Raw genomic sequence first — 20,734 nt, 5'->3', positions numbered from 1 at the left:
TAACAGCATTCATCATGCCTATCGGAATATCGCTTTCCCCTGTGGATTGCAAAGCCGGGGGATAAGTCCTCTTTTCTTTCCTGAATCCAGACAGAACAGTTTTGCCGGATCCCCTGTTTCCGGGGATCTTCAGTCTGATTAATTTTTAATCAATAAATTTTTATCCTTTTTTTTCATATAGTTGTATGAGTTTTCCCGGGGCAGTCAACATCGCTGTTCACCAGACCCGTGATAAAGATATCAAGTGATTGATTAAATTCTACTTTTACCGATATAACCGCTGTTTTTGGACAAGCTCCAGGCTGGCATCACCAAAAATGGCTATTTTTCATAGAGATAGGAGTGAAACCGCGGTATCCACGGGCTTCCGGCTTCTTGCCCGATACCGGTCACTGACGGGGAAAATTATTCCGACCCTCTGACATGACTCCGGTAATAAACACGGATCTGATTGATTTAATTTATAATTTTAAAAAGTTCAGATTATCCACAGGCCGTTTTTCCCGCAATCAATCAGAGGGTTACTTATTTTTCCCCGGAGTTGTCCACAGATTTCACCGGATACCGGGATCCCGCCTTCGCACGTCAATCCCCGATCCATTATCATTGCATGCATGACTAATCACACCTGCGAACCTCCCCCGGCATCTCCGCTCGAGGCGCCGCATATTCTTTCTTCCAGAACGGCAATGGATTCAGATCGTCCCCGATCAGGTAACTCACAGCAGTCTCCCAAACCTGAAATGAAACCGGCTTCGCGCGCCCGCGCAACGCTGGAAAACTGGCTGCATGGCCAGTGGTCGAAAAAAGGTCTTTTTTCTCTGGTTTTCTCCCCGCTTTCTCTCGCGTTTCTCGCTGTCTCACGGTACCGTGAGAAGCACGCAACGCCCGAGCGTCTGCCGGTTCCCGTGGTCATTGTCGGGAACATCTATGTCGGCGGCACGGGGAAGACTCCGGTCACGATTGCCATTGCCCGCGGTCTCATGAAGCGCGGCTGGAAGCCTGGCATCATCAGCCGCGGCTATGGAAGGAAATCCGACGCTGTGCAGCTCGTGACACCTGACTCGCGCGCAGCCTCGTCCGGCGACGAACCGCTTCTGATTGCCCGCAAGACCGCCGCGCCTGTGGCTGTCGGCCGCGACCGAGTCGCGGCGGGGCGGCTGCTTCTCAAGTCTTTCCCGGACACTGACATCATCATTTCCGATGACGGTCTGCAGCACTACTCGCTGCACCGCGATGTTGAACTCTGCGTGGTGGGAGTCCACGGTATCGGAAACGGCTGGGTGCTCCCCGCCGGTCCCCTCCGTGAGCCGCCGTCAAGGCTTGACCGTGTGGATGCGATTATTCTGAATACAACGGATGAGATTCTCGACACGAGAACCCCGCGTTTTGCCTCCAGCCCGTATCTCGGTGAATGCCGCAATCTCGCGACCGGTGAAACGCTCCCGATTGATGACCTCGCGGAGAGGTTTGAAGGAAAATCCTTCGCGGCCGCCGCCGGCATTGCCGTTCCGGGCAGATTCTTCGCCATGCTCCGGGGCCGCGGCATTGCCTGCAGTCCGTGCGTTGAGCTGGGAGATCATTATGATTTCCGCGCGAACCCCTTTGCTGACATCACGGCTGACTGTATCCTCATTACGGAAAAGGATGCCGTAAAGTGCCGCCAGGTGCCCGGAATCGCTTCCGACTCCCGGATCTGGACTGTGGGGTACGATATCGCCCTCGAAGACTACCTGCTCGACTTCATTGATCAGAAGGCGCGGGAAGCCCGTCATCCGAACCCATCCGCCAATGGAGCCACTCATGAATCCTAACGTCACTGAGAATCTCGTCTGCCCGGTCTGCAAGGGCAGGCTCGGCTGGAACGCAGAGTCAGAGGAATTCCTCTGCACGGCCTGCGGCCTCGCCTTTGCCGTCCGGGACGGCATCCCTGACATGATCGCGCACGACGCGCGTGAAATGACAGAGGAAGAGCTTGAGGAGCTCCGGCTGAAGGAGAAAAAAGCCGAGGCTTCCGCTGCCCGGCTCTGAAAAAGCTGAAAGATATATGACCTACAACATTGTGATCCCCGCCCGGATGAAGTCGACCCGGCTTCCCGGCAAGCCTCTGATGGATATCGCGGGGAAACCCATGATCGTGCGCGTCGCTGAACGGGCGAAGCTCACCGGCGCCTCCCGGATTGTCGTAGCGACTGATCACCCCCAGATCGTTGACGCGTGCGAACGCGAAGGCGTTGAAGCCGTCCTCACGCAGGAATCCCACCCGACCGGAACGGACCGGATCGCGGAGGTCTGCCAGAAGCTGCACTTTGAAGAGGATGAGATCGTCGTGAACATTCAGGGCGACGAACCGCTCATCCCGCCGTCCGTCGTTGACCGCGTGGCGAGCCTCCTCGCACAGAAGCCTGGCTGCGCCATCGCAACCGCGGCTCACCCGATTGCCACAGTAGAGGATTTTCTGAATCCGAACGTTGTGAAGGTAGAGCTGAACGCGCTCGGTGAGGCGATGACCTTCACCCGGGCGCCGACCCCCTGGCCCCGCGACGCTTTCCGCGCCGGTCCTCCGTATGAGCTTCCCGAACGATTCCGGGCTCTCCATCACATTGGGCTCTACGCCTACCGCGCGCGGTTCCTCCGGGCGTTTTCCGAGCTCCCGCCGGCTCCGATAGAGCAGACGGAGAGTCTTGAGCAGCTCAGGGCTCTCTGGAACGGCGAGCGGATCGCGGTTCTCGTGCTTGAGCAGGAGCTCCCGGCCGGTGTGGATACGGAGTCGGACCTCGAACGGGTCCGCGAGGTGTATGCCCGGGGCAATCTCCCGCTCTGATTTCTGCCCCCTGTTATAGGGGTATGCAGGATTGCCCGGAGACTCACCGGCGCTTAAAATAACGGACTTAAAAGCCCAAGCGGGCGGTACCCGATCCGTCCGCAGAACTTGTTTTGGAGATAAAAATATGCGTCTTATTCTGATCGGACCTCCCGGCGCCGGAAAGGGCACCCAGGCTGCCTTCATCAAGGAACGCTTCGCGATCCCCCAGATTTCCACCGGCGACATGCTTCGCGCGGCTGTGAAGGCGGGAACCCCGCTCGGCCTCAAGGCGAAGTCCGTCATGGAATCGGGCGCTCTGGTGAGCGACGACATCATCCTCGGGCTCATGGAAGAACGTCTCGCGCAGCCTGACTGCAAGAACGGTTTCCTGCTCGACGGCTTCCCCCGCACGATTCCGCAGGCCGAAGCCCTGAAGAAGACCGGTATTCCGATCGACTTCGTGCTCGAAATCTCCGTGCCTGATGATGAGATTGTGCGCCGCATCAGCGGCCGCCGCGTTGACCCGGTCTCCGGCCGCACTTACCACATCGTCTACAACCCCCCGAAGGTTGAGGGCAAGGACGACGTGACGGGTGATCCGCTGATCCAGCGTGATGACGACAAGGAAGACGTTGTCCGTCACCGTCTCGAGGTTTATCACAATCAGACCGAAGCGCTCGTGAAGTTCTACGGCGATCTCGCGAAGTCCGGCGACAAGACGGCTCCGCAGTACCGCGCGATTTCCGGTCTCGGCACGATTGATGAGATCACGGCCCGTGTGTTCGACGCTCTGAAGTAATTCAGACACCGGACGCGGAGTTCCGCTATGCGGCCTGCCGGCAGTAAGCCTGGCAGGCCGTATTGTTTTCGGGACTGCCCAGGCGTACAGCCCTCTAAGGAACTCCCCTGACCTTAACAGAATGTAACGGCCCTTTCACCCCCGGTTCGGTATCATAGAAAAATATCCCGCGCTGTACGCGGAACACTCTCTGGCAGCCCCTGCCCGGGAGATCCTCTCTTAGGAAAGTTTGTCGCACTGATCATGGAAAATATCCGTCATTTCACCAAACGCTTCAGTCTCGCGGCCTCTGCCGCCGCGGTCTGCGCGCTGACCCTTGCCGGCTGCCAGACAACCGGTCAGAAGACGGCATCCGCCCCTTCCGCTCAGGAATCTTCTCCGGTCGTATCCGAAAGCGTCAACCGCTTTGACGACGGCACTTACGGTTTCATGCTCACTCAGGTTCCTTCCATCAAGGGGGCGAAGCCGCTCGGTCTCACCACACTGCAGGCGTTCGAGGGTGAAGGCGTGTACTACTTCAATGACCGCGAGGAGTCGAACTTCCGCATCGATCAGAAGAAGAATGACACCACCTACACTGTGAAAGAGACCTATCCGAAGGGACAGAAGGCTCACGGGTTTGCCTGGGGCACGAACGTGAATTCGATCGTCCGCTCCGGAAACTCGGTTTCCGCAGAATTCCCGAGCTACCTCACCTCTGAGCCTGACGGTTCGGTGAAGCTTTACTCGGATAACTCAAAGAACCCGGTCGCGATGCGTCTGAAGCTCTACGCGTTTGATGTGTCCGGCCAGTACATCTATCACTATCTCCGGTCCCGCACGAACTATCCGACCCCGGCTGCCGGCGTGATCTCCGCCCGCTTCCCGAAGGGCTCTGTGGTCTACATGCCTCAGATTGCCATGACGCAGGATCAGTATGTGGTGCTGAAGCCGGATGCCTTCACGGGTGCCGGTAACGTTGAAGGGTTCGTCCGCACGTTCAGCCGCGATATTCCTTACTGCCTCAGCTACCTCCCGCGCGTTGGCTTCAAAGCTTACGGTGTTGTCTTTGACCCGACTGCAGGCGCCCCCGCTCCGACCCAGTTCAAGGTTGTAACGAAGACCCGCTACGTGAAGAATAAGCGCGGCAAGCGCGTGAAGCAGCGTTATCAGGAGAAAGTCGCACTCCCGGCAACGGGAGCGTCTGCCATCCCGGAAAACGGCGAAGTGAGCCTTTACTCTGTGAAGACCGGCACGGTCTTCTGCCAGAGCACCTCGAAGACTCCGGAAACCCGCGGTTCCTACAGCATCAAGACGGTTGACGGTACGAAGGGCATCGCCTTCTCCTTCCCGTCCACGGTGAAGGCACCTGATACGGGCATCTTTGAGCTGTCGCGCGACGCGGTGTCGCTCGCCCTTGTGGAAATCCACCGCGGCAAGTCGACCACGGTCGTTCCGGGTTACTTTGTGAAGGCTGATAAGCCGATCACGGACTTCCAGTACCGCTTCAACGGCGTAGCCGCCAAGGCTGTGCGTGAAGCGCTCGCCTCTGTCCGCCAGCAGGCTCAGAAGTAATTCTCCCCCAGGCAGCGTCTCTCTTAAAGAAAGCCCTCAGGTTCCATCGGGAACCTGAGGGCTTCATTCTGTCTGTCTCCGGGAAAGAGACGTGAGGCTAATCTTCCATACCGGCCTCTGGCTTCACTTCCTTCCAGGCCAGACGCACAATCTCACCGGCTTTCTTCGTTTTCCAGAGCGCCGGATCCGTGAGGAGCCGTCTCCAGTGACGGGCGCCCGGAAGTCCCAGCGCGAGTCCCATCAGATGGTTCACCGCGGTTCTCGCGGCGAGCGGTTCGCGCTCCTGCACGAGATCCACATAGTCCGCCATCTGCTCCACCACTTCATCCCGCGTGAGCGTGCTCTCCGGGTCGCCGTACAGCGCGTGATCCACCTCCGTAAGAAGCCAGGGGTTGTTGTACGCCTCACGCCCGAGCATCACACCGTCAAAACGCCCAAGTTCCGTCTGACATTCGCTGAGCGTCTTGATCCCGCCATTCACGACAAAGATGCTGTCCGGGAAATCCGCCTTCAGCTGTGCGGCAAGCTCACGGTTAAGCGGCGGAATATCGCGGTTCTCTTTCGGGGACAGCCCCTTCAGCCAGGCGGCTCTCGCGTGCACGATGAAGACCCGGGTGCCGGCCTCATGAACCGTGCCGACGAAGTCACGGACAAAGCCGTAGGAGGTCTGATCATCCACGCCGATCCGGTGCTTCACGGTCACCGGTACCGACACGCTGTCCTGCATGGCTTTGAGACAGTCCGCAACCTTCTGCGGGGAAAGCATCAGGACCACGCCGAAGTCCCCGGACTGCACGCGGGGCGATGGGCAGCCGCAGTTGAGGTTGATCTCGTCAAACCCAGCCTCTTCCCCCCATTTCGCGCACTGGGCGAGCTCCGCCGGATTGGATCCGCCAAGCTGCAGCGCGACAGGATTCACACCCTTCTCATACCCGAGGAGCCGTGCCCGGTTCCCATGCACCAGCGCGGGCGACGCGATCATCTCGGTGTAGAGTCTCGCGCGCTTTGAGAGGAGCCTGTGAAAGTGCCGGCACCACTCGTCCGTCCAGTCGATCATCGGCGCGACGCAGAATCGCCAGTCCTCAGGCTTCAGCTCTGTCTGAAGTGCCATTATCTTTTTCCGTCCTGATAACACCGGCGGGAAGCCTCCCGCCGATTGAAAAAAAGAGCGGCATTTTTTAATCTGCCGCCCTTCTCCAAACCTACTTCTCGAAGCAGTCGCCGTCGAGATAAAGCCATCGTCCTTCCCGCTTCACGAACCGCGACAATTCATGAAGCCTGAAGGCTCCGGCGCCTCCCGAGCGGCCTCGCGCCACGTATTCAACCTCTGCGGTGTCAGGCCCCGTTTCCCGGAATGAGCGGATTTCAAGCCCGAGCCACATGATGGGATTGGCCTTCAGATCCAGGTCCGCGGGGCAGTTTTCCTCGCACCACGTGTCCCGAACGTACTTCTCCAGTCCCAGCGCGTAGGCGCTGTAGCGGCTTGCCATCAGACTCCGGGCGTCAGGCGCCGGAGTCCCGGCGTGATACCTGCCGCAGCAGTCCTCATACGTCTTCCCGCTGCCGCAGGGGCAGAGGGAAGGAGCGGTATGCTTCGATTTCTTCACTTTCTGAAGCGATTCCGAAGGAATTATTCCTCGGAAACGTCCGGATCGCCGAACTCAGCCTGAGCCGCACGGGCAGCGCGCTTGCGTTCGAATTCCTTCAGATAGCGCTTGCGCAGACGGATCGACTTCGGGGTGATTTCCACGAGTTCGTCGTCGTTGATGAATTCCACAGCGCTTTCCAGCGTGAGCTGGGTCGGGGGCACGAGGCGGATCGCTTCGTCGGAGCCGGAAGCACGCACGTTGGTGAGGTGCTTCGTACGGATCGCGTTCACGACGATGTCGTTTTCACGCGAATGCTCGCCGATGATCATGCCTTCGTACACAGCGTCGCCCGGGCTCACGAAGAGACGGCCGCGTTCCTGGATGTACCAGAGAGCATAGGCCACGGCATTGCCGTCTTCACCGGAGATGATGGCGCCGGAACGGCGTTCGCCGACGCTGCCCTGCTTGATCGGGGCGTAGTCGTCAAACACGTGGCTCATGATGCCGGTGCCGCGGCACATCGTCATGAAGAGGCTCTGGAAACCGATCAGGCCGCGGGCCGGGATACGGTACTCAAGGCGCACACGGCCCTTGCCGTCCGGCTCCATGTCGGTGAGTTCGCCCTTGCGGCGGCCGAGCTCTTCCATCACGGAACCCTGATGTTCTTCTTCAACATCAACCGTCAGGAGCTCATACGGCTCCATCTTGACGCCGTTCTCTTCCTTGATAATCACGCGCGGACGGGAAACGGCAATTTCGAATCCCTCGCGGCGCATATTTTCAAGAAGAACCGTGAGATGCAGTTCACCGCGGCCGGACACGAGGAACACCTTCTCATCCTTCGTGTTCTCGACGCGCATGGCGACGTTCGACTTCAGCTCGCGGGCGAGACGCTCACGGATCTGGCGGCTCGTCACGAACTTGCCTTCCTTGCCGGCGAGAGGCGACGTGTTCACCATGAATTCCATCTTGAGGGTCGGCTCATCGACGTGCAGCATCGGGAGCGCTTCCGGATGATCCGTGCTCGTGATGGTTGTGCCGATGTTCAGATCTTCAATACCCGTGACGAGAACGATGTCGCCGGCCTGAGCGGAGGGCGTTTCCTTGCGTTCAAGGCCTTCGAACTGAAGAATCTGATTGATCTTGCCGCGCTTCGGCGTATCTTCCGGACCGTCCATGAAGCAGACATTCTGGCCAGCGGTCAGGGTGCCGCGGTGCACACGGCCGATACCGATCTTGCCGACGTAGCTCGAGTAGTCGAGCGAGCAGATCTGGAGGATCAGGTTGCCGTTCGGATCGTCTTCACGGACCGGAACCTTTTCGAGCACGGTGTCGAGAATGGCGTCAAGGTTGCCGATCTTCTTCAGCTCTTCGACGTCGTCGGTGAGGCCTGCGTAGCCATTCAGGGCGGAGGCGTAGATCACCGGGAAGTCGAGCTGTTCCTCGGTCGCACCGAGCTTATCGAACAGATCAAACGTCTGGTTCACAACCCACTCAGGACGGGCACCCGGACGGTCAACCTTATTCACGATCACGATCGGCTTCAGGCCCTGGGCGAGTGCCTTGCGGGTCACGAAGCGGGTCTGCGGCATCGGGCCGTCAACCGCGTCAACGAGCAGCAGCACACCGTCCACCATGGAGAGCACGCGCTCCACTTCACCGCCGAAGTCGGCGTGCCCGGGGGTATCGATGATGTTGATGTGAACGCCCTTCCACTCAACGGCGCAGTTCTTCGCGAGAATCGTGATGCCGCGTTCCTTTTCGATCGCGTTGCTGTCCATCACGCGCTGTTCAACTTCCTGGTTTTCACGGAAGGTGCCGGCACACTTCAGAAGGCCGTCCACCAGGGTCGTCTTACCGTGGTCAACGTGGGCAATAATCGCAATATTGCGAATGGCTCTTGTCATTTCTCTTAGTCTCTTTAATCAGTAGCTATTAATCTTTCCGGAGCAAGCACGCCGCGTTCATTCACCGTAGCGGTCCCCAGCAATTCCTTTCCCGGTCCATAGACCCGCACTCTCCCGCGTTCCGCGAGGTGAAGCGCAAGCCTCTGTCCGTTCTTAAACCTCTCAGTCTCAGCGGCCGCCAGTTCAACGGGCGCGAGGCTCTGGATCAGCTCATCTGGCGGACGGAGCATCGCCCGGCGTTTTATCGCGTCGGGTTCCCGCTCCAGTGTCTCCAGAGTAATTGCATCCTTCAGATCCAGATCTCCAACGCGGGTCCGGCAAAGCGCTGACATCGTCGCGCCACATCCGAGGAGGTGTCCAAGATCTTCAATCAGAGTGCGGATATAGGTTCCTTTGGAAACCACACACTCCATTTCCACCGTATTTCCATCAAGCGACAGAATGTCAAAACGGTAGATTGTAACCAGTCTCGGCTCTCTTTCCACCGTTTCACCCTGCCGGGCGAGGCGGTATAGCGCAACTCCGTCACGCTTCAGAGCCGAATACATCGGCGGAACCTGTTTGATCGGGCCGGTAAGTTTCGCGGCAGCGGCCTTCACTTCATCCAGTGTCACAGAGACTTCATGCGTCTTCAGCACAGTCCCCGTACGGTCGCCGGTATCCGTTTCCACGCCAAGCGTTGCCACGGCTCTGTAAGCCTTGTCAGCGTGCAGCAGATCGGCGGAGAACTTCGTTGCCTCACCGAAAGCGAGCGGCAGAAGTCCGGTCGCCATCGGATCGAGCGTTCCGCAGTGCCCGGCCTTCGCCGCGTTCAGCAGGCGGCGGGCCGTCTGCAGTTCGCGGTTAGAGCTCGCGCCTTCCCCCTTATTCAGGAGGAGTACGCCGTTCACGCGGTCGCCATGATGACCTCTTGGCACGTTACTTCCCCGGATTCTGATCCAGCGCTTCCGCGATCAGCTTATCCATCGCGAAGCCGCGGTCCACACTCGTGTCATACACGAAGTGAAGCGTCGGAACCGTGTGGATGCGCAGCTGCCTGAAAATCAGGCTGCGGAGCATACCGGCCGCGGCGTTGAGCCCTTCGCGGCAGGCTTCCGGTTCAGAACCGATCACCGTGAAATAAATGTTCGCGTGCGCGTAGTCCGGCGTGATTTCGCAGCCGGTCACAGTGACAAAACCAACCCGAGGATCACGCACCTCTTTCGGGATCAGTTCGGCGATATCATGCGCAATCTGATCGGCAATTCTGGTCGAGCGCCCGGGCTTAGCCTTTCTCACGTTATCTCTACCTCAAATCAAAATTCAAAAAATCAGAATGCCACCTGCCCCCGGATTGCTCCGGGGAGAGGCGGCATGCGTTCCGCTGCTTAGAGCGTACGGGCGACTTCCGTCACCTCGAACACTTCCAGCTGATCGCCTTCCTTGATGTCCTCGTAGCCCTTCAGCGAGATACCGCATTCCTGGCCGGCATTCATCTCGCGGACGTCATCCTTGAAGTGCTTCAGAGAGGCGAGTTCGCCGGTCCAGATCACCACGTTGTCGCGCAGCAGGCGGATATTCGCGTTGCGGCGGATAACGCCTTCCACGACACGGCAGCCGGCGATGTTGCCAACCTTCGGCACGTGAATAACCTGACGGACTTCGGCAAGACCAAGGTTCGTTTCCTTCTTCACCGGGGCAAGCATACCGCCCATGGCAGCCTTGATCTCGTTCACGGCATCGTAAATGATGTCGTAGTAACGGATCTCAACGCCTTCGTGCTCGGCAAGCTTTCTCGCACCAGCATCGGCTCGGACATTGAACCCGACGATGATGGCGCCGGCAGCAATGGCGAGGTTGACGTCGGTTTCAGAAATACCGCCCACCGCGGAGTGAACGATCTGAACGCGGACTTCGTCGGTCGACAGCTTCTGGAAGGCCTGGACGATAGCTTCCTGGGAACCCTGAAGGTCAGCCTTGACGATGAGGGGCAGAGTCTTCTGCTTGCCGTCATTGTCCTTGAAGATGTTCTGCAGGCTGGCGGCCTGAGCCTTCGCGAGCTTCACGTCACGGTACTTGCCCTGACGGAAGAGAGCGATTTCACGTGCCTTGCGTTCATCAGGCAGGACGAAGAATTCGTCACCGGCCTGCGGAATGCCGGAAAGACCCTGGATTTCCACCGGGATCGACGGACCGGCATCTTTCACCGGCTTGCCGTTTTCACCGACCATCGCTCGGACACGGCCGAACTGAGCACCGGCGAGCACCACGTCACCGCGGTTAAGACGGCCGGACTGCACGAGGACAGAGGCCACCGGGCCACGGCCGCGGTCGAGTCGGGATTCCAGCACGACACCGCGGGCCAGACCCTGATCCGGAGCCTTGAGTTCCAGCATTTCGGCCTGGAGCAGTACGTTTTCGAGCAGCTCATCGATACCGAGACCGGTCTTCGCGGACACGTTCACGAACGGAGCGTCGCCGCCGTACTCTTCCGGAATCACCTCATTCTGAACGAGTTCCTGCTTCACCACTTCCGGATGGGCGCCGGGCTTATCGCACTTATTGATAGCGACAACGATCGGCACGCCGGCGGAACGGGCGTGAGCAATAGCTTCCTTCGTCTGGGGCATGACACCGTCATCGGCGGCCACCACCAGAATCACGATATCCGTCACCTGGGCACCGCGGGCACGCATGGCGGTAAACGCCTCATGGCCCGGGGTATCGAGGAAGGTGATGATGCCGCGCGGCGTCTTCACGTGGTAGGCGCCGATATGCTGCGTAATGCCGCCCGCTTCGCCAGCCGCCACACGGGTGCGGCGGATGTAGTCGAGGAGGGAGGTCTTGCCGTGGTCAACGTGACCCATGATCGTAACGACCGGGGGACGCGGAACCGCGGGGTATTCATTCTTGTCACCGATTTCGCCGAGGAAGGCTTCCGGATCGTCAGCCTTAGCAACGACCGGCTTGTGGCCCATTTCCTCAACAACGATCATCGCGGTGTCCTGATCGAGCATCTGGTTGATGGTGACCATCTGGCCATCCTTCATCAGCTGCTTGATCACTTCCGTCGCCTTCACAGCCATCTTGCGGGCGAGATCCGCGACCGAAATGGTCTCCGGAACTTCCACCTCGCGCACGATCGGTTCATTCGACTGATTCTGCGAGGAGTTGCCGCCATGATGACGGTCCTGACGACGGCCGCGGCCGCTGCGCCAGGAGGATCCATCATCATCCATGCCGCGGGTCTTGATCTGACGATGACGGCCTTCGTCATCGCGGTGTTCGCCGGCCTTGCGGGTCTTCTTCGCGGGGCGGGCGGAGGCACCGTCACCGGAAGCCTTCGGAGCGGCGGCCGGACGCAGATGAGCCGGGCGCTTCTGCTCGGTCTTCTTGGCGGCGGTCTTCGCGGGCTTTGCTTCTTCAGCCTTGGTCTCGGGCTTCGCTTCCTCAGCGGGCTTCGGCTTCGGAGCATTCTTCGGACGGTTCAGCATTTCGCGGATGGCGGCAGCTTCAGCCTCAGCCTTCGCACGGGCAGCGGCGCGGCGCTTCTCTTCCTCTTCGCGCTGCTTTGCGCGGGCGGCATTCAGAGCGGCAGCCTCAGCAGCAGCCTTTGCGCGGGCAGCCTCACGGCGGGCGGCTTCAGCCGGATCCACCTTGGCGGCCTTTTCAGCGGCAGCCTTGGCCTGCATAGCGTGGGATGCGCGGATAGCAGCCGCGTCACGCTCGGCGCGGGCGCGTTCCTCAGCCTGACGGCGGGCGCGCGAGGCGTTCTTCTGCTCACGCTGGTTCTTTTCATGCTCAGCCGCAGCGCGGGCCTTTTCTTCAGCGGCGCGGCGTTCAGCCTCTTTGCGGGCGGCTTCTTCAGCAGCCTTCTTCTCGCTTTCTTCAGCGGCGCGGGCAGCCTCTTCAGCCTGGCGGGAAGCCTGTTCAGCTGCCTCACGCTCGGCGCGGGCTTTGTCCTCAGCATTGCGGGCCGCAAGTTCCTTCTGGATCTCAGCGTCACGGGCAGCTTCGGCAGCCGGATTCTTCACGAAAACACGGCGGCGGCGCACTTCCACCTGAACGGTGCGGGTGCGGCCCGTGGAGTCAGCCTTCTTGATCACGGACTTTTCCTTGCGGGTAACCGTAATTCTGCGGGGCTTTTTCGGCGCCTCGCTGCTTTCCTCATTCGCGCGCTCTAGGCGGAGCGATTCAAGCAGCTTCGTCTTATCGCCTTCGGAAAGTTCGTCGGTTTCAGAGTTCTTGCTCACACCGGCTGCCTTCAGCTGAGCGAGCAGGGTCTTGGCTGCTACCTTCAATTCCTGGGCGAATTCGAAAACTGTTTTATTTGCCATAAATATTTTTTCCCCTAATCTCTTTCAGCCTACGGATAAACCACTGCGCGAGCTGCAATAATCAGATCGGCGGCCGTTTTCTCATCAAAGCCAGTCTTTTCAACCAATTCGTCAGTGGCCAAATCAGCCAAATCATTAACGTTTCTGACGCCGGCGGTCACAAGAGCGCTCACCTTGTCGCCGTCAAGCCCCGGAAGCTCCAGCAGGCTCTTATCGGCGAGGCGGAGGTTCTCTTCACGCTTGATAGCGCGGCGCGTCAGCACTGAACGGGCGCGGGAACGAAGTTCCTTGACGGTATCTTCGTCAAAAGCGCCGATTTCGAGCAGCTCCTTCTCGGGGATGTAGGCAACGTCTTCGATGGAGGCAAGGCCTGCATCGATCAGAGCATCAGCGGCATCTTCGTCAAGATCAAGCTGTTCCATGAACTCGCGGCGGCTGGCGTCGGTTTCGGTCTTGTGCTTTTCGTCTGCCTGATCTGCCGTCATGATATTGATCTGCCAGCCGGTCAGCTCAGAGGCGAGACGCACATTCTGACCGCGGCTACCGATCGCCACGGCGAGTTTCTCTTCCGGAACCACCACATCAGCGCTCTTGTCGTCTTCGTTCAGAACGATGGACTGAACTTCAGCCGGCTTCAGAGCCTCAAGCACGTAGAGGGCCGGATCCTCGTTCCAGAGCACGATATCAATATGCTCGTTGGAAAGTTCGGCGGTCACCGCGTTCACGCGGCTGCCGTGGATACCGACGCAGGTTCCGATCGGGTCAATGCGGGAGTCGTGAGCAAGCACAGCCACCTTGGCGCGAAGGCCGGGGTCGCGGGCGACGCTCTTGATCTCGAGGAGACCCTCTTCGATTTCGGGAACTTCAAGCTCGAACAGCTTCTTCAGGAAGTCCGGGCTCGTGCGGGAAAGAATGACCTGCTTGCCACGCTGGCTGTCTTCGACACGCAGCACGTAAGCCTTCACACGGTCCCCAGGATGAATATTTTCGCGCGAGATCATCTGATCACGCGGGAGGCGGGCATCAAGACGGCCGAGTTCAACGATCGCGTCGCCCTTATCCATACGCTTCACCTGTCCGCTCACGATCGATTCGCCGCGGTCCAGGAACTCCTTCACGATCTGAGCGCGCTCAGCATCGCGGAGGCGCTGCAGGATGACCTGCTTCGCATCCTGAGCAAAACGGCGGGCGTCAGAGTGAGCCGGAGTCACCGGGCGGACGATGTAATCGCCCTCGGAGAGATCCGGGTAGTCATCATGAATGTCGCTGTACATTTCCTCGCGGTCAGGCTCCTGCAGACCCTGATCGTCAGGAACAATCAGCCAGCGGCGCTCAGCGGAATAGTCGCCCGTTTCGCGGTCGATATGCACCACCACATCCGCATCCTCGCCCGGGAAAGTCGAGCGCTTGATTGCCGTGGCGAGAGCCACTTCCACAACGCCAAACACAACGTCGATGTCAACGCTCTTCTCGTGGGCAAGAACCTCGACCATATCAAGAAGATCTTTGCCGCTCATCGCTTTATTCATTTACGTCCACCTTTAAAATCAAGTTCTGCAATCAAGTGCGCGTGTTCTACTTCGGAGAGGGGGAATTCCACCGTAATGGGGGCTGCCTGCTCATGAGAACGTCCGCCCTTGCGGGCCTCCAGCCGACCGCGGAACGCCTGGGACGGCGTGCGGAAGGGCTTCTCGCCCGTGAATTCAAATTGAATCTGTTCGCTGCCCGGCTCGCCTGAGACCGAAAGAATCCGGCCATCAAGCTTGCGGCGCCCCGCTTCAGGAAAACCTTCGGCAAACATCGGGGCGAAGAGTTCCACGTGAGCCAGAGAACCCGCGAAACGGATCCAGTCCTTTGCTTTCTTCAGAGGTCTTTCAACACCCGGGCTCGTGACTTCGAGCCGCTTGTAATCCACATCTTCCGCGGCGAAAAGAGCGGTCAGCTGATTGCTGACGGCCTCGCAGTCGTTGACCGAAATGCCCCCCTCCTGTTCCGTGTCAATCGTGACGCGGAGCATAGAGCCAGGAAGGCGTTCCAGTTCAACAAATTCATATCCCATGCCCTCGACGGTATGGGCAATTGCCTCGCTCAAATCCATTGTTCTGGCAGTCATGTACTCTTTATATGTTCTTCGTTAGATAACTAACTGACAATTAAAAATGTTCAAAAAAAAATGGGCACAGCGCCCATTTTCATTCGCCCGAATTCATTCCGGGCATTCCGGAATCTGAAAAAACGAAACCGGATATATGAAACCGAGACGCAGGACCAAACAGCAGTCCTGCGATTTAATTTTTGAATTATAACCTATTTTTTTCTCTCATTGCTAGGAAAATCCCGCAAAGTTAAAGGCGGGTACCGCTTCCATGGGCCCTTGGACGCCGGGCTCCGGTACGGCCTGATCCACCCTCCCGGTTTTCCCTCTTTGGAGCCTGTGATCGACGGTCTCTTCGCGGCGCGGACTTTCTGCCGTGGCCGTGTGAAAACTCCCCCTTCTCTGCCGCCTTCTGCTGCGCGAGCTTCAGGTGAAGGAGCCACTCCTGCACCGATTCCCGGCTCATTTCTGACTTTTCGCCGCGCCTCAGGCCGCGCGGCAGCTCGAGGTCGCCGAACCGCACCCGGATCAGCCGGCTCACCACAAGTCCCACCGCTTCAAACATGCGGCGCACTTCACGGTTCCGGCCTTCAGAGAGTCTCACGAGATACCAGTGATTCAGTCCCGTGCCGCCCTGATCAGAAATATGGGCAAAACGGGCCGGACCGTCGTCCAGCATGACACCGGTCACCAGACGCTCTCCCATTTCGTCGGTGAGCTCACCCGTCACACGCACCATGTACTCACGCTCGATCGCGTTTCTTGGATGCATGAGAAGGTTAGCGAGCTGGCCGCTCGACGTAAAGATCAGCAGCCCTTCCGTATTGAAGTCGAGACGGCCGACCACAATCCAGCGGCCTTTGTCGATCGGAGGCAGGTGATCAAAGACACTCGGCCGGCCTTCCGGATCCTTCATAGAAACAATCTCGCCCTCAGGCTTGTTGTACAGAAGAACGCGCGGCAAATCTTCCTCAGCGTCATCCCGCGAGACTTTTTTCCCGTCCACGCGGATTTCATCCTCGGGAAACACCCGGAGTCCGAGATAGGCGGTCTTCCCGTTCACTTCCACCCGGCCTTCATCAATCACAACTTCCATGGCGCGGCGCGAACCGAGTCCCAGATCAGCGAGCACCTTCTGAAGCTTCTCAGACTTGCCGCTTGCTTTGGCCTTCATTGCGGAAAGCGTACGCTCAGCCTCGAGCTCCGAGCCGGAGGGCACTTCCGGCATGCCGGGCTTTTCTTCAGGATTCGTCATTTTTCTGCTCTTCCGTTTCTAAAGGTTCATCAGGTTCATTGGGAACCGGTTCCTGGACAGGTTCAGGATCCGGTTTGATATCAGATCCCGATCCCGCGCCGTTTTTCGAGAGATCCTCGAACCCCGGCAGCCGGGGCTGCACTTCCGTGCTTTCAGGAATAACCGGCAGCGCTCTGAGGGACTCAAGTGAGAAGTCCTCCAGAAACTTAGCGGTCGTAGCCCAGAGGGATGGCCGGCCCGGCGTATCGCGGTGACCGACACACTCGATCCAGTCCCGGTCCTGGAGCTGCTTCATGATATTGGAATTCACCGTGACGCCGCGGATATCTTCAATATCACCACGCGTCACCGGCTGCTTATAGGCGATAATCGCCAGCGTTTCGAGAAAACTTCGTGAGTAACGAGGCGGTTTATCAGTCGTAAGCCGCCTCAGATAAGGCTCAAGTTCCGAGCTGCCCGAGAACCGCCATCCACCAGCGACCTCTGTGAGGTGCACAGCGAGACCGGACCATTTCTGCTGAATTTCGCCCAGCCACTTCAGGATGTCGCTCCGGCTGTAGGCATTCGAAAAAAGGAGCCGCATTTCGCGGACAGTCAGCGGACGGCCGGCGGTTAAAAGCGCACCCTCCAAGATCACCAGAGGATTTTCTAGCGGCATCTTCTCTAAACGTCTATTAAAAAGCGATTAATCGATTAATATTTTTTGGTCCGGAATATTCCCCCTGAGATGGAGAAACCGCCGGAGAAATTCCCCCGGTCAGGGACACATCAGACCGGCACTGAGTTTAACACGACCCCCCGGCCGCTGACCGGGCTAGAAATACGCCTGAAGGCGATGGAGATACGGATGCCCGCAACCAACGGAAGAAAGAAGCGACTCACACCGAAACAGTTTGCCGTCTTCAAATTCATCCGCGATCAGATTTCCACCTCCGGAGTCCCCCCGTCACGGAAGGAAATCTCGGACCATTTCGGCTTTTCTTCCCCGAATGCGGCGGAAAGCCACCTCAGGGCGCTGGAAAGGAAAGGACTGATTTCTACCATGCCGCACCAGGCTCGCGGCATCCGTCTGGAGGTCACATCGGCTCCAAAGTCCTCGCTTCCCAAAGAAGAAAAAAAACTCGGTCTGAAAAATATTCCGCTTGTAATTCAGAACGAGAGGCTTCACGTGGGAGGTTCTGATGTTCAGGAAATCTTCGAGGTAATGGACAGCGAGCTGGAAGCCGATGGCATTTCGAAGGGCGACCTGATGGTCATCCGCTCTATACCGGCCCAGGAACCCTCAACAGGTTACTTTCTCATCCGTGAGGACGGGAAGAAGCGCCTGATGAGGGCCGACGAGTATCTGGAAAAGAAAGAAAAAGCCGAAGCCGTCCCGGAGCTGATCGGAAGGGCCGTGACACAGTATCACATGCGCTTCATCGCTCCGGATGTGGCTCCGGCTGATGGGACTCAGAAGAACTGAAGCCCGGCCGCCTTACAGAATCTTCGAGAAGAACTGCTTCGTACGGTTATGCTGCGGGTTCGCGAAGACTTCTTCCGGAACACCCTGTTCAACAATCTGGCCGTCGGCCATGAAGATCAGGCGGTCACCCACTTCACGGGCAAAACCCATTTCATGCGTCACGACGATCATTGTCATGCCGTCATTCGCAAGCTTCTTCATAACGTCGAGCACTTCCTTCACCATTTCCGGGTCAAGGGCTGACGTCGGCTCATCAAACAGCATGACTTTGGGATTCATCGCGAGAGAACGGGCGATAGCAACACGCTGCTGCTGGCCGCCAGACAGATTCTTCGGATAAACGTTCGCCTTGTCCTTCAGACCGACCATATCAAGAAGCTCAAGCGCCTTCTTCTCAGCCACTTCACGGCTTTCACCGCGGACCCGCATCGGGGCCAGCATGATGTTCTGAAGAACGGTCTTATTCTCAAACAGATTGAAGTGCTGGAACACCATGCCGACTTCAGCACGGATCCGGTTGAGGTTCGTCTTCGGCTCAATCTTCTCGCCATCCACCCAGATTTCGCCCGAGGAAGCTTCCTCCAGGTAGTTGATACAGCGCAGCATGGTCGACTTGCCGGAACCCGACGGGCCGATCACAACGACCACCTCTTTCGGAGCCACGGTCAGGTTGATGCCGTGGAGGACCTCGATATCACCATACCGCTTGTGAAGGTCCTTAATCTCAATCATGGTTTTATTATCGTTCATCTGTTCTGAATTTCCGTTCAAGGAAGGCAACAAACTGAGAAATCGTGAGCGTCATCGCAAGGTAAATAATGGCGACGCTGGTCCAGATTTCAAACGAGCCGTAGGTCTGAGCAATAATCAGCTGACCGGAACGGGTCAGTTCTTCGAAACCGATCACGGACACAAGGGAGCTGTCCTTCAGCATGGCAATGAATTCGTTGCCGAGCGGGGGAATGATCCGCTTGAAAGCCTGCGGAATAACGATCTCGCGCATGGTCTGGAACCAGGTGAGACCGAGTGAGCGGCCGGCCTCAGTCTGACCGCGGTCCACGGACTGAATACCAGCGCGGAAGATTTCCGCCACATAGGCACCGGAATTGATAGAACAGGCCGACACCGCCGCAACGAACGGGTCAACTCGGGTATTGAGAATGACCGGCAGAGCGAAATAAATCAGGAAGATCTGAATCAGAAGCGGAGTGCCGCGGATGAAATCCACGTAGCAGCGCGCGGGAATCCTCACCCACCAGTACGGCGTGAGTGACGCGACGCCGGCGAGCAAGCCGAAAATCAACCCCAGGCCGACAGAAAGGGCCGTAATCTTCAATGTCACTAGCGCGCCCTGCAGGAGTAGCGGCAGAGATGACATCACGAGTGAGAAGTCAAAATCCATTGGGAAGATCCAAAAGTTTATTTAGAAATTTTTATGGCAATGAAAACCGCGTTTCATTTGCTTGAATTGGATTGCTAATAATAGACCACACAGCGTGCAGATACCACTGAAAAAGCTAACTTTAGGCAGAAAAAAAGCTGACCCGGGGAAGGGTCAGCTCTTTTTATAGTTGAAAGACGGTATCAGCCGGCTTTCTGTTTCTCAATTTTATCGAGGAACGTTTCCTTTTCACCTTCCTCGTGCCAGCGGTGGAAGACCGTTGCAAGGATCGGACCGGAAACGTTATGCCAGAAGGAGAACACCGCGGACGGCACGGCAGCCATCGGCATAGCGGCGAAGTGAGTGGTAGCAAGAGCAACACCAAGGCCGGAATTCTGCATACCCACTTCAATAGCGAGGCACTTACGCTTGGCAAGGTTGAGACCAAGGAGCTTCGCGGTCCAATAACCGAAGAGATAGCCAAAACCGTTATGAAGCACGACAACCAGGAAAACGAGCGGGCCGACAGCGAGAAGCTTATTCGCAGTCGCGGCAACCACGGCAGCAACAATCAGAGCGATGGCGACAACCGAGATAAGCGGCATGGCCGCAGCGAAGCCTTCAACCTTCTTGCCGAGCACTGTGTGAACCACAACACCGAGAGCGATCGGAAGCAGCACGATTTCCACAATGCTCACGAACATGGCAACAGGGGAGATATCCACCCACTGTTTAGCGAACACCCAGATCAGGAACGGAGTCACAACCGGAGCGAGAAGCGTGGTGCAGGAAGTGATGGTCACAGAAAGCGGAAGATCACCGCGGGCAAGGAACGTCATCACGTTGGAAGCCGTTCCGCCAGGGCAGCAGCCAACCAGAATCACACCAACAGCGATCTCGGGCGGCAGATGCATCACGAGGCAGAGCAGATAGGCAACGATCGGCATAATGAGGAACTGGGACAGAATGCCGATAATCACATCACGCGGCTGACGAACGACTTCCCGGAAGTCAGAGGCCGTAAGAGTCAGCCCCATGCCGAACATCACGATACCAAGCAGCGGGGCAATGTAGGCACCAAGAGGCTTAAAAGTGGACGGGAAGGCATAGGCGAGCGCACCGACAACGATGACCCAAAGCGCAAATGTCTTATTGAAGAAAAGACTTAATTTTGCTAACAGCTGCATGATGGTGGTTCCAATATAAGAAGGAAATCCGGCGGATCCTGTTTTATTTCTTCCTCTGCCAGTTCTCAGGGAAGACAGGCTGACTGCCGGTAACCAAAATCCTCTCCAACGGAATAAATGTTGGAATATATATATTTTATATTTCTATCCAGAAAATGCCGTTCTGATAGCCTTTATGCGCTATTTTTAGTGTGATTATTCTGATTTAAAAGCTAAAACGTAGGTAACTCTGCTTAGATAAAAGATGTCAGAAACATCCCTGGAAATAGATTAGGTTCAGAAAATATATAAATATCTAACAAAAATCGAATAAAAAAAGAGGCGGGAGCGCCAGCTCCTGCCTCTTTTTATCTGTTTTATCAGCCTTGTATAAAACAAAA

The 20,734-nt window shown here is 57.5% G+C and carries 19 protein-coding genes; 6 read left to right on the top strand and 13 right to left on the bottom strand.

Going from position 1 to position 20,734, the window contains the following annotated elements; translation table 11 throughout:
* Nucleotides 1-743: 743 nt before the first annotated feature.
* The 5 genes from lpxK (at nucleotide 744) to M4NBBH2_RS05195 (ending at nucleotide 5,159) form a co-directional block, all read left to right on the top strand.
* Entirely contained in the window at nucleotides 744-1,814 is a 1,071-nt protein-coding gene (gene lpxK / locus M4NBBH2_RS05215) for a tetraacyldisaccharide 4'-kinase (protein WP_116269986.1), read from the top strand.
* Nucleotides 1,804-2,031, top strand: a complete 228-nt coding sequence (locus M4NBBH2_RS05210) for a Trm112 family protein (protein WP_022443466.1) — start codon at nucleotides 1,804-1,806, stop codon at nucleotides 2,029-2,031. The genes lpxK and M4NBBH2_RS05210 overlap by 11 nt, the downstream gene beginning before the upstream one ends.
* Before the next feature lie 16 nt (nucleotides 2,032-2,047).
* Nucleotides 2,048-2,824: a 3-deoxy-manno-octulosonate cytidylyltransferase gene (gene kdsB / locus M4NBBH2_RS05205; protein WP_116269985.1), complete on the top strand. Its 777-nt coding sequence runs from the start codon at nucleotides 2,048-2,050 to the stop codon at nucleotides 2,822-2,824.
* 127 nt (nucleotides 2,825-2,951) lie between these two features.
* Entirely contained in the window at nucleotides 2,952-3,605 is a 654-nt protein-coding gene (gene adk / locus M4NBBH2_RS05200) for an adenylate kinase (RefSeq protein WP_022443464.1), read from the top strand.
* A 243-nt stretch (nucleotides 3,606-3,848) separates the two neighbouring features.
* Nucleotides 3,849-5,159: a hypothetical protein gene (locus tag M4NBBH2_RS05195; RefSeq protein ID WP_116269984.1), complete on the top strand. Its 1,311-nt coding sequence runs from the start codon at nucleotides 3,849-3,851 to the stop codon at nucleotides 5,157-5,159.
* Between the two features lie 97 nt (nucleotides 5,160-5,256).
* On the opposite strand, the gene dusA is transcribed toward M4NBBH2_RS05195, so the two are convergent.
* From dusA to scpB, 10 genes are all read right to left on the bottom strand, one after another.
* Nucleotides 5,257-6,270, bottom strand: coding sequence for a tRNA dihydrouridine(20/20a) synthase DusA (dusA, locus tag M4NBBH2_RS05190; RefSeq protein ID WP_116269983.1), 1,014 nt, complete (start codon nucleotides 6,268-6,270; stop codon nucleotides 5,257-5,259).
* 91 nt (nucleotides 6,271-6,361) lie between these two features.
* Nucleotides 6,362-6,766 (bottom strand): YchJ family protein, encoded by a 405-nt coding sequence (locus M4NBBH2_RS05185; protein WP_116269982.1) that lies wholly within the window; start codon nucleotides 6,764-6,766, stop codon nucleotides 6,362-6,364.
* 23 nt (nucleotides 6,767-6,789) lie between these two features.
* Nucleotides 6,790-8,655 carry a translational GTPase TypA gene (typA, locus tag M4NBBH2_RS05180; protein WP_022443461.1) on the bottom strand — a complete coding sequence of 622 codons (1,866 nt, stop codon included), beginning with the start codon at nucleotides 8,653-8,655 and terminating at the stop codon, nucleotides 6,790-6,792.
* 14 nt (nucleotides 8,656-8,669) lie between these two features.
* Complete coding sequence (gene truB / locus M4NBBH2_RS05175) at nucleotides 8,670-9,572, bottom strand: tRNA pseudouridine(55) synthase TruB (RefSeq protein ID WP_116269981.1); 903 nt, start codon at nucleotides 9,570-9,572, stop codon at nucleotides 8,670-8,672.
* Between the two features lies 1 nt (nucleotide 9,573).
* Nucleotides 9,574-9,933, bottom strand: coding sequence for a 30S ribosome-binding factor RbfA (gene rbfA, locus M4NBBH2_RS05170; RefSeq protein WP_116269980.1), 360 nt, complete (start codon nucleotides 9,931-9,933; stop codon nucleotides 9,574-9,576).
* Between the two features lie 89 nt (nucleotides 9,934-10,022).
* Nucleotides 10,023-12,971 (bottom strand): translation initiation factor IF-2, encoded by a 2,949-nt coding sequence (infB, locus tag M4NBBH2_RS05165; RefSeq protein ID WP_116269979.1) that lies wholly within the window; start codon nucleotides 12,969-12,971, stop codon nucleotides 10,023-10,025.
* Nucleotides 12,972-13,000: 29 nt separating this feature from the next.
* Nucleotides 13,001-14,500 (bottom strand): transcription termination factor NusA, encoded by a 1,500-nt coding sequence (nusA, locus tag M4NBBH2_RS05160; RefSeq protein ID WP_235005556.1) that lies wholly within the window; start codon nucleotides 14,498-14,500, stop codon nucleotides 13,001-13,003.
* The gene (gene rimP / locus M4NBBH2_RS05155) at nucleotides 14,497-15,084 is read right to left on the bottom strand and encodes a ribosome maturation factor RimP (protein WP_174703614.1); all 588 of its coding nucleotides are present in this window, start codon (nucleotides 15,082-15,084) and stop codon (nucleotides 14,497-14,499) included. Before rimP ends, nusA begins: the two co-directional genes overlap by 4 nt.
* Before the next feature lie 232 nt (nucleotides 15,085-15,316).
* Nucleotides 15,317-16,321, bottom strand: a complete 1,005-nt coding sequence (gene rluB / locus M4NBBH2_RS05150; protein WP_116269978.1) for a 23S rRNA pseudouridine(2605) synthase RluB — start codon at nucleotides 16,319-16,321, stop codon at nucleotides 15,317-15,319.
* Nucleotides 16,308-16,979, bottom strand: coding sequence for an SMC-Scp complex subunit ScpB (gene scpB, locus M4NBBH2_RS05145; protein ID WP_116269977.1), 672 nt, complete (start codon nucleotides 16,977-16,979; stop codon nucleotides 16,308-16,310). Before scpB ends, rluB begins: the two co-directional genes overlap by 14 nt.
* Before the next feature lie 69 nt (nucleotides 16,980-17,048).
* On the opposite strand from scpB, the gene M4NBBH2_RS05140 reads away from it, so the two are divergent.
* Nucleotides 17,049-17,786: a LexA family protein gene (locus M4NBBH2_RS05140; protein ID WP_116269976.1), complete on the top strand. Its 738-nt coding sequence runs from the start codon at nucleotides 17,049-17,051 to the stop codon at nucleotides 17,784-17,786.
* A gap of 12 nt (nucleotides 17,787-17,798) precedes the next feature.
* Here the strand turns inward: M4NBBH2_RS05140 and M4NBBH2_RS05135 are convergent, their stop codons facing one another.
* From M4NBBH2_RS05135 to M4NBBH2_RS05125, 3 genes are all read right to left on the bottom strand, one after another.
* Nucleotides 17,799-18,518 carry an amino acid ABC transporter ATP-binding protein gene (locus tag M4NBBH2_RS05135; protein ID WP_049686468.1) on the bottom strand — a complete coding sequence of 240 codons (720 nt, stop codon included), beginning with the start codon at nucleotides 18,516-18,518 and terminating at the stop codon, nucleotides 17,799-17,801.
* A 7-nt stretch (nucleotides 18,519-18,525) separates the two neighbouring features.
* Nucleotides 18,526-19,188, bottom strand: coding sequence for an amino acid ABC transporter permease (locus M4NBBH2_RS05130; protein ID WP_116269975.1), 663 nt, complete (start codon nucleotides 19,186-19,188; stop codon nucleotides 18,526-18,528).
* 182 nt (nucleotides 19,189-19,370) lie between these two features.
* Nucleotides 19,371-20,354, bottom strand: a complete 984-nt coding sequence (locus M4NBBH2_RS05125; protein WP_116269974.1) for a bile acid:sodium symporter family protein — start codon at nucleotides 20,352-20,354, stop codon at nucleotides 19,371-19,373.
* Nucleotides 20,355-20,734 lie beyond the last annotated feature (380 nt).

The organism is Mesosutterella multiformis, from assembly GCF_003402575.1.
GTDB lineage: Bacteria > Pseudomonadota > Gammaproteobacteria > Burkholderiales > Burkholderiaceae_F > Mesosutterella > Mesosutterella multiformis.
Note: the sequence above shows the minus strand (reverse complement) of the source record. Positions and strands in the feature narration are given on the sequence as shown.

Coding starts and splice junctions, on each gene's coding strand:
- lpxK (WP_116269986.1), top strand. CDS start 744: ATGAAACCGGCTTCGCGCGCCCGCGCAACGCTGGAAAACTGGCTGCAT.
- M4NBBH2_RS05210 (WP_022443466.1), top strand. CDS start 1,804: ATGAATCCTAACGTCACTGAGAATCTCGTCTGCCCGGTCTGCAAGGGC.
- kdsB (WP_116269985.1), top strand. CDS start 2,048: ATGACCTACAACATTGTGATCCCCGCCCGGATGAAGTCGACCCGGCTT.
- adk (WP_022443464.1), top strand. CDS start 2,952: ATGCGTCTTATTCTGATCGGACCTCCCGGCGCCGGAAAGGGCACCCAG.
- M4NBBH2_RS05195 (WP_116269984.1), top strand. CDS start 3,849: ATGGAAAATATCCGTCATTTCACCAAACGCTTCAGTCTCGCGGCCTCT.
- dusA (WP_116269983.1), bottom strand. CDS start 6,270: ATGGCACTTCAGACAGAGCTGAAGCCTGAGGACTGGCGATTCTGCGTC.
- typA (WP_022443461.1), bottom strand. CDS start 8,655: ATGACAAGAGCCATTCGCAATATTGCGATTATTGCCCACGTTGACCAC.
- infB (WP_116269979.1), bottom strand. CDS start 12,971: ATGGCAAATAAAACAGTTTTCGAATTCGCCCAGGAATTGAAGGTAGCA.
- nusA (WP_235005556.1), bottom strand. CDS start 14,500: ATGAATAAAGCGATGAGCGGCAAAGATCTTCTTGATATGGTCGAGGTT.
- rimP (WP_174703614.1), bottom strand. CDS start 15,084: ATGACTGCCAGAACAATGGATTTGAGCGAGGCAATTGCCCATACCGTC.
- rluB (WP_116269978.1), bottom strand. CDS start 16,321: ATGACGAATCCTGAAGAAAAGCCCGGCATGCCGGAAGTGCCCTCCGGC.
- scpB (WP_116269977.1), bottom strand. CDS start 16,979: ATGCCGCTAGAAAATCCTCTGGTGATCTTGGAGGGTGCGCTTTTAACC.
- M4NBBH2_RS05140 (WP_116269976.1), top strand. CDS start 17,049: ATGGAGAAACCGCCGGAGAAATTCCCCCGGTCAGGGACACATCAGACC.
- M4NBBH2_RS05135 (WP_049686468.1), bottom strand. CDS start 18,518: ATGATTGAGATTAAGGACCTTCACAAGCGGTATGGTGATATCGAGGTC.
- M4NBBH2_RS05130 (WP_116269975.1), bottom strand. CDS start 19,188: ATGGATTTTGACTTCTCACTCGTGATGTCATCTCTGCCGCTACTCCTG.
- M4NBBH2_RS05125 (WP_116269974.1), bottom strand. CDS start 20,354: ATGCAGCTGTTAGCAAAATTAAGTCTTTTCTTCAATAAGACATTTGCG.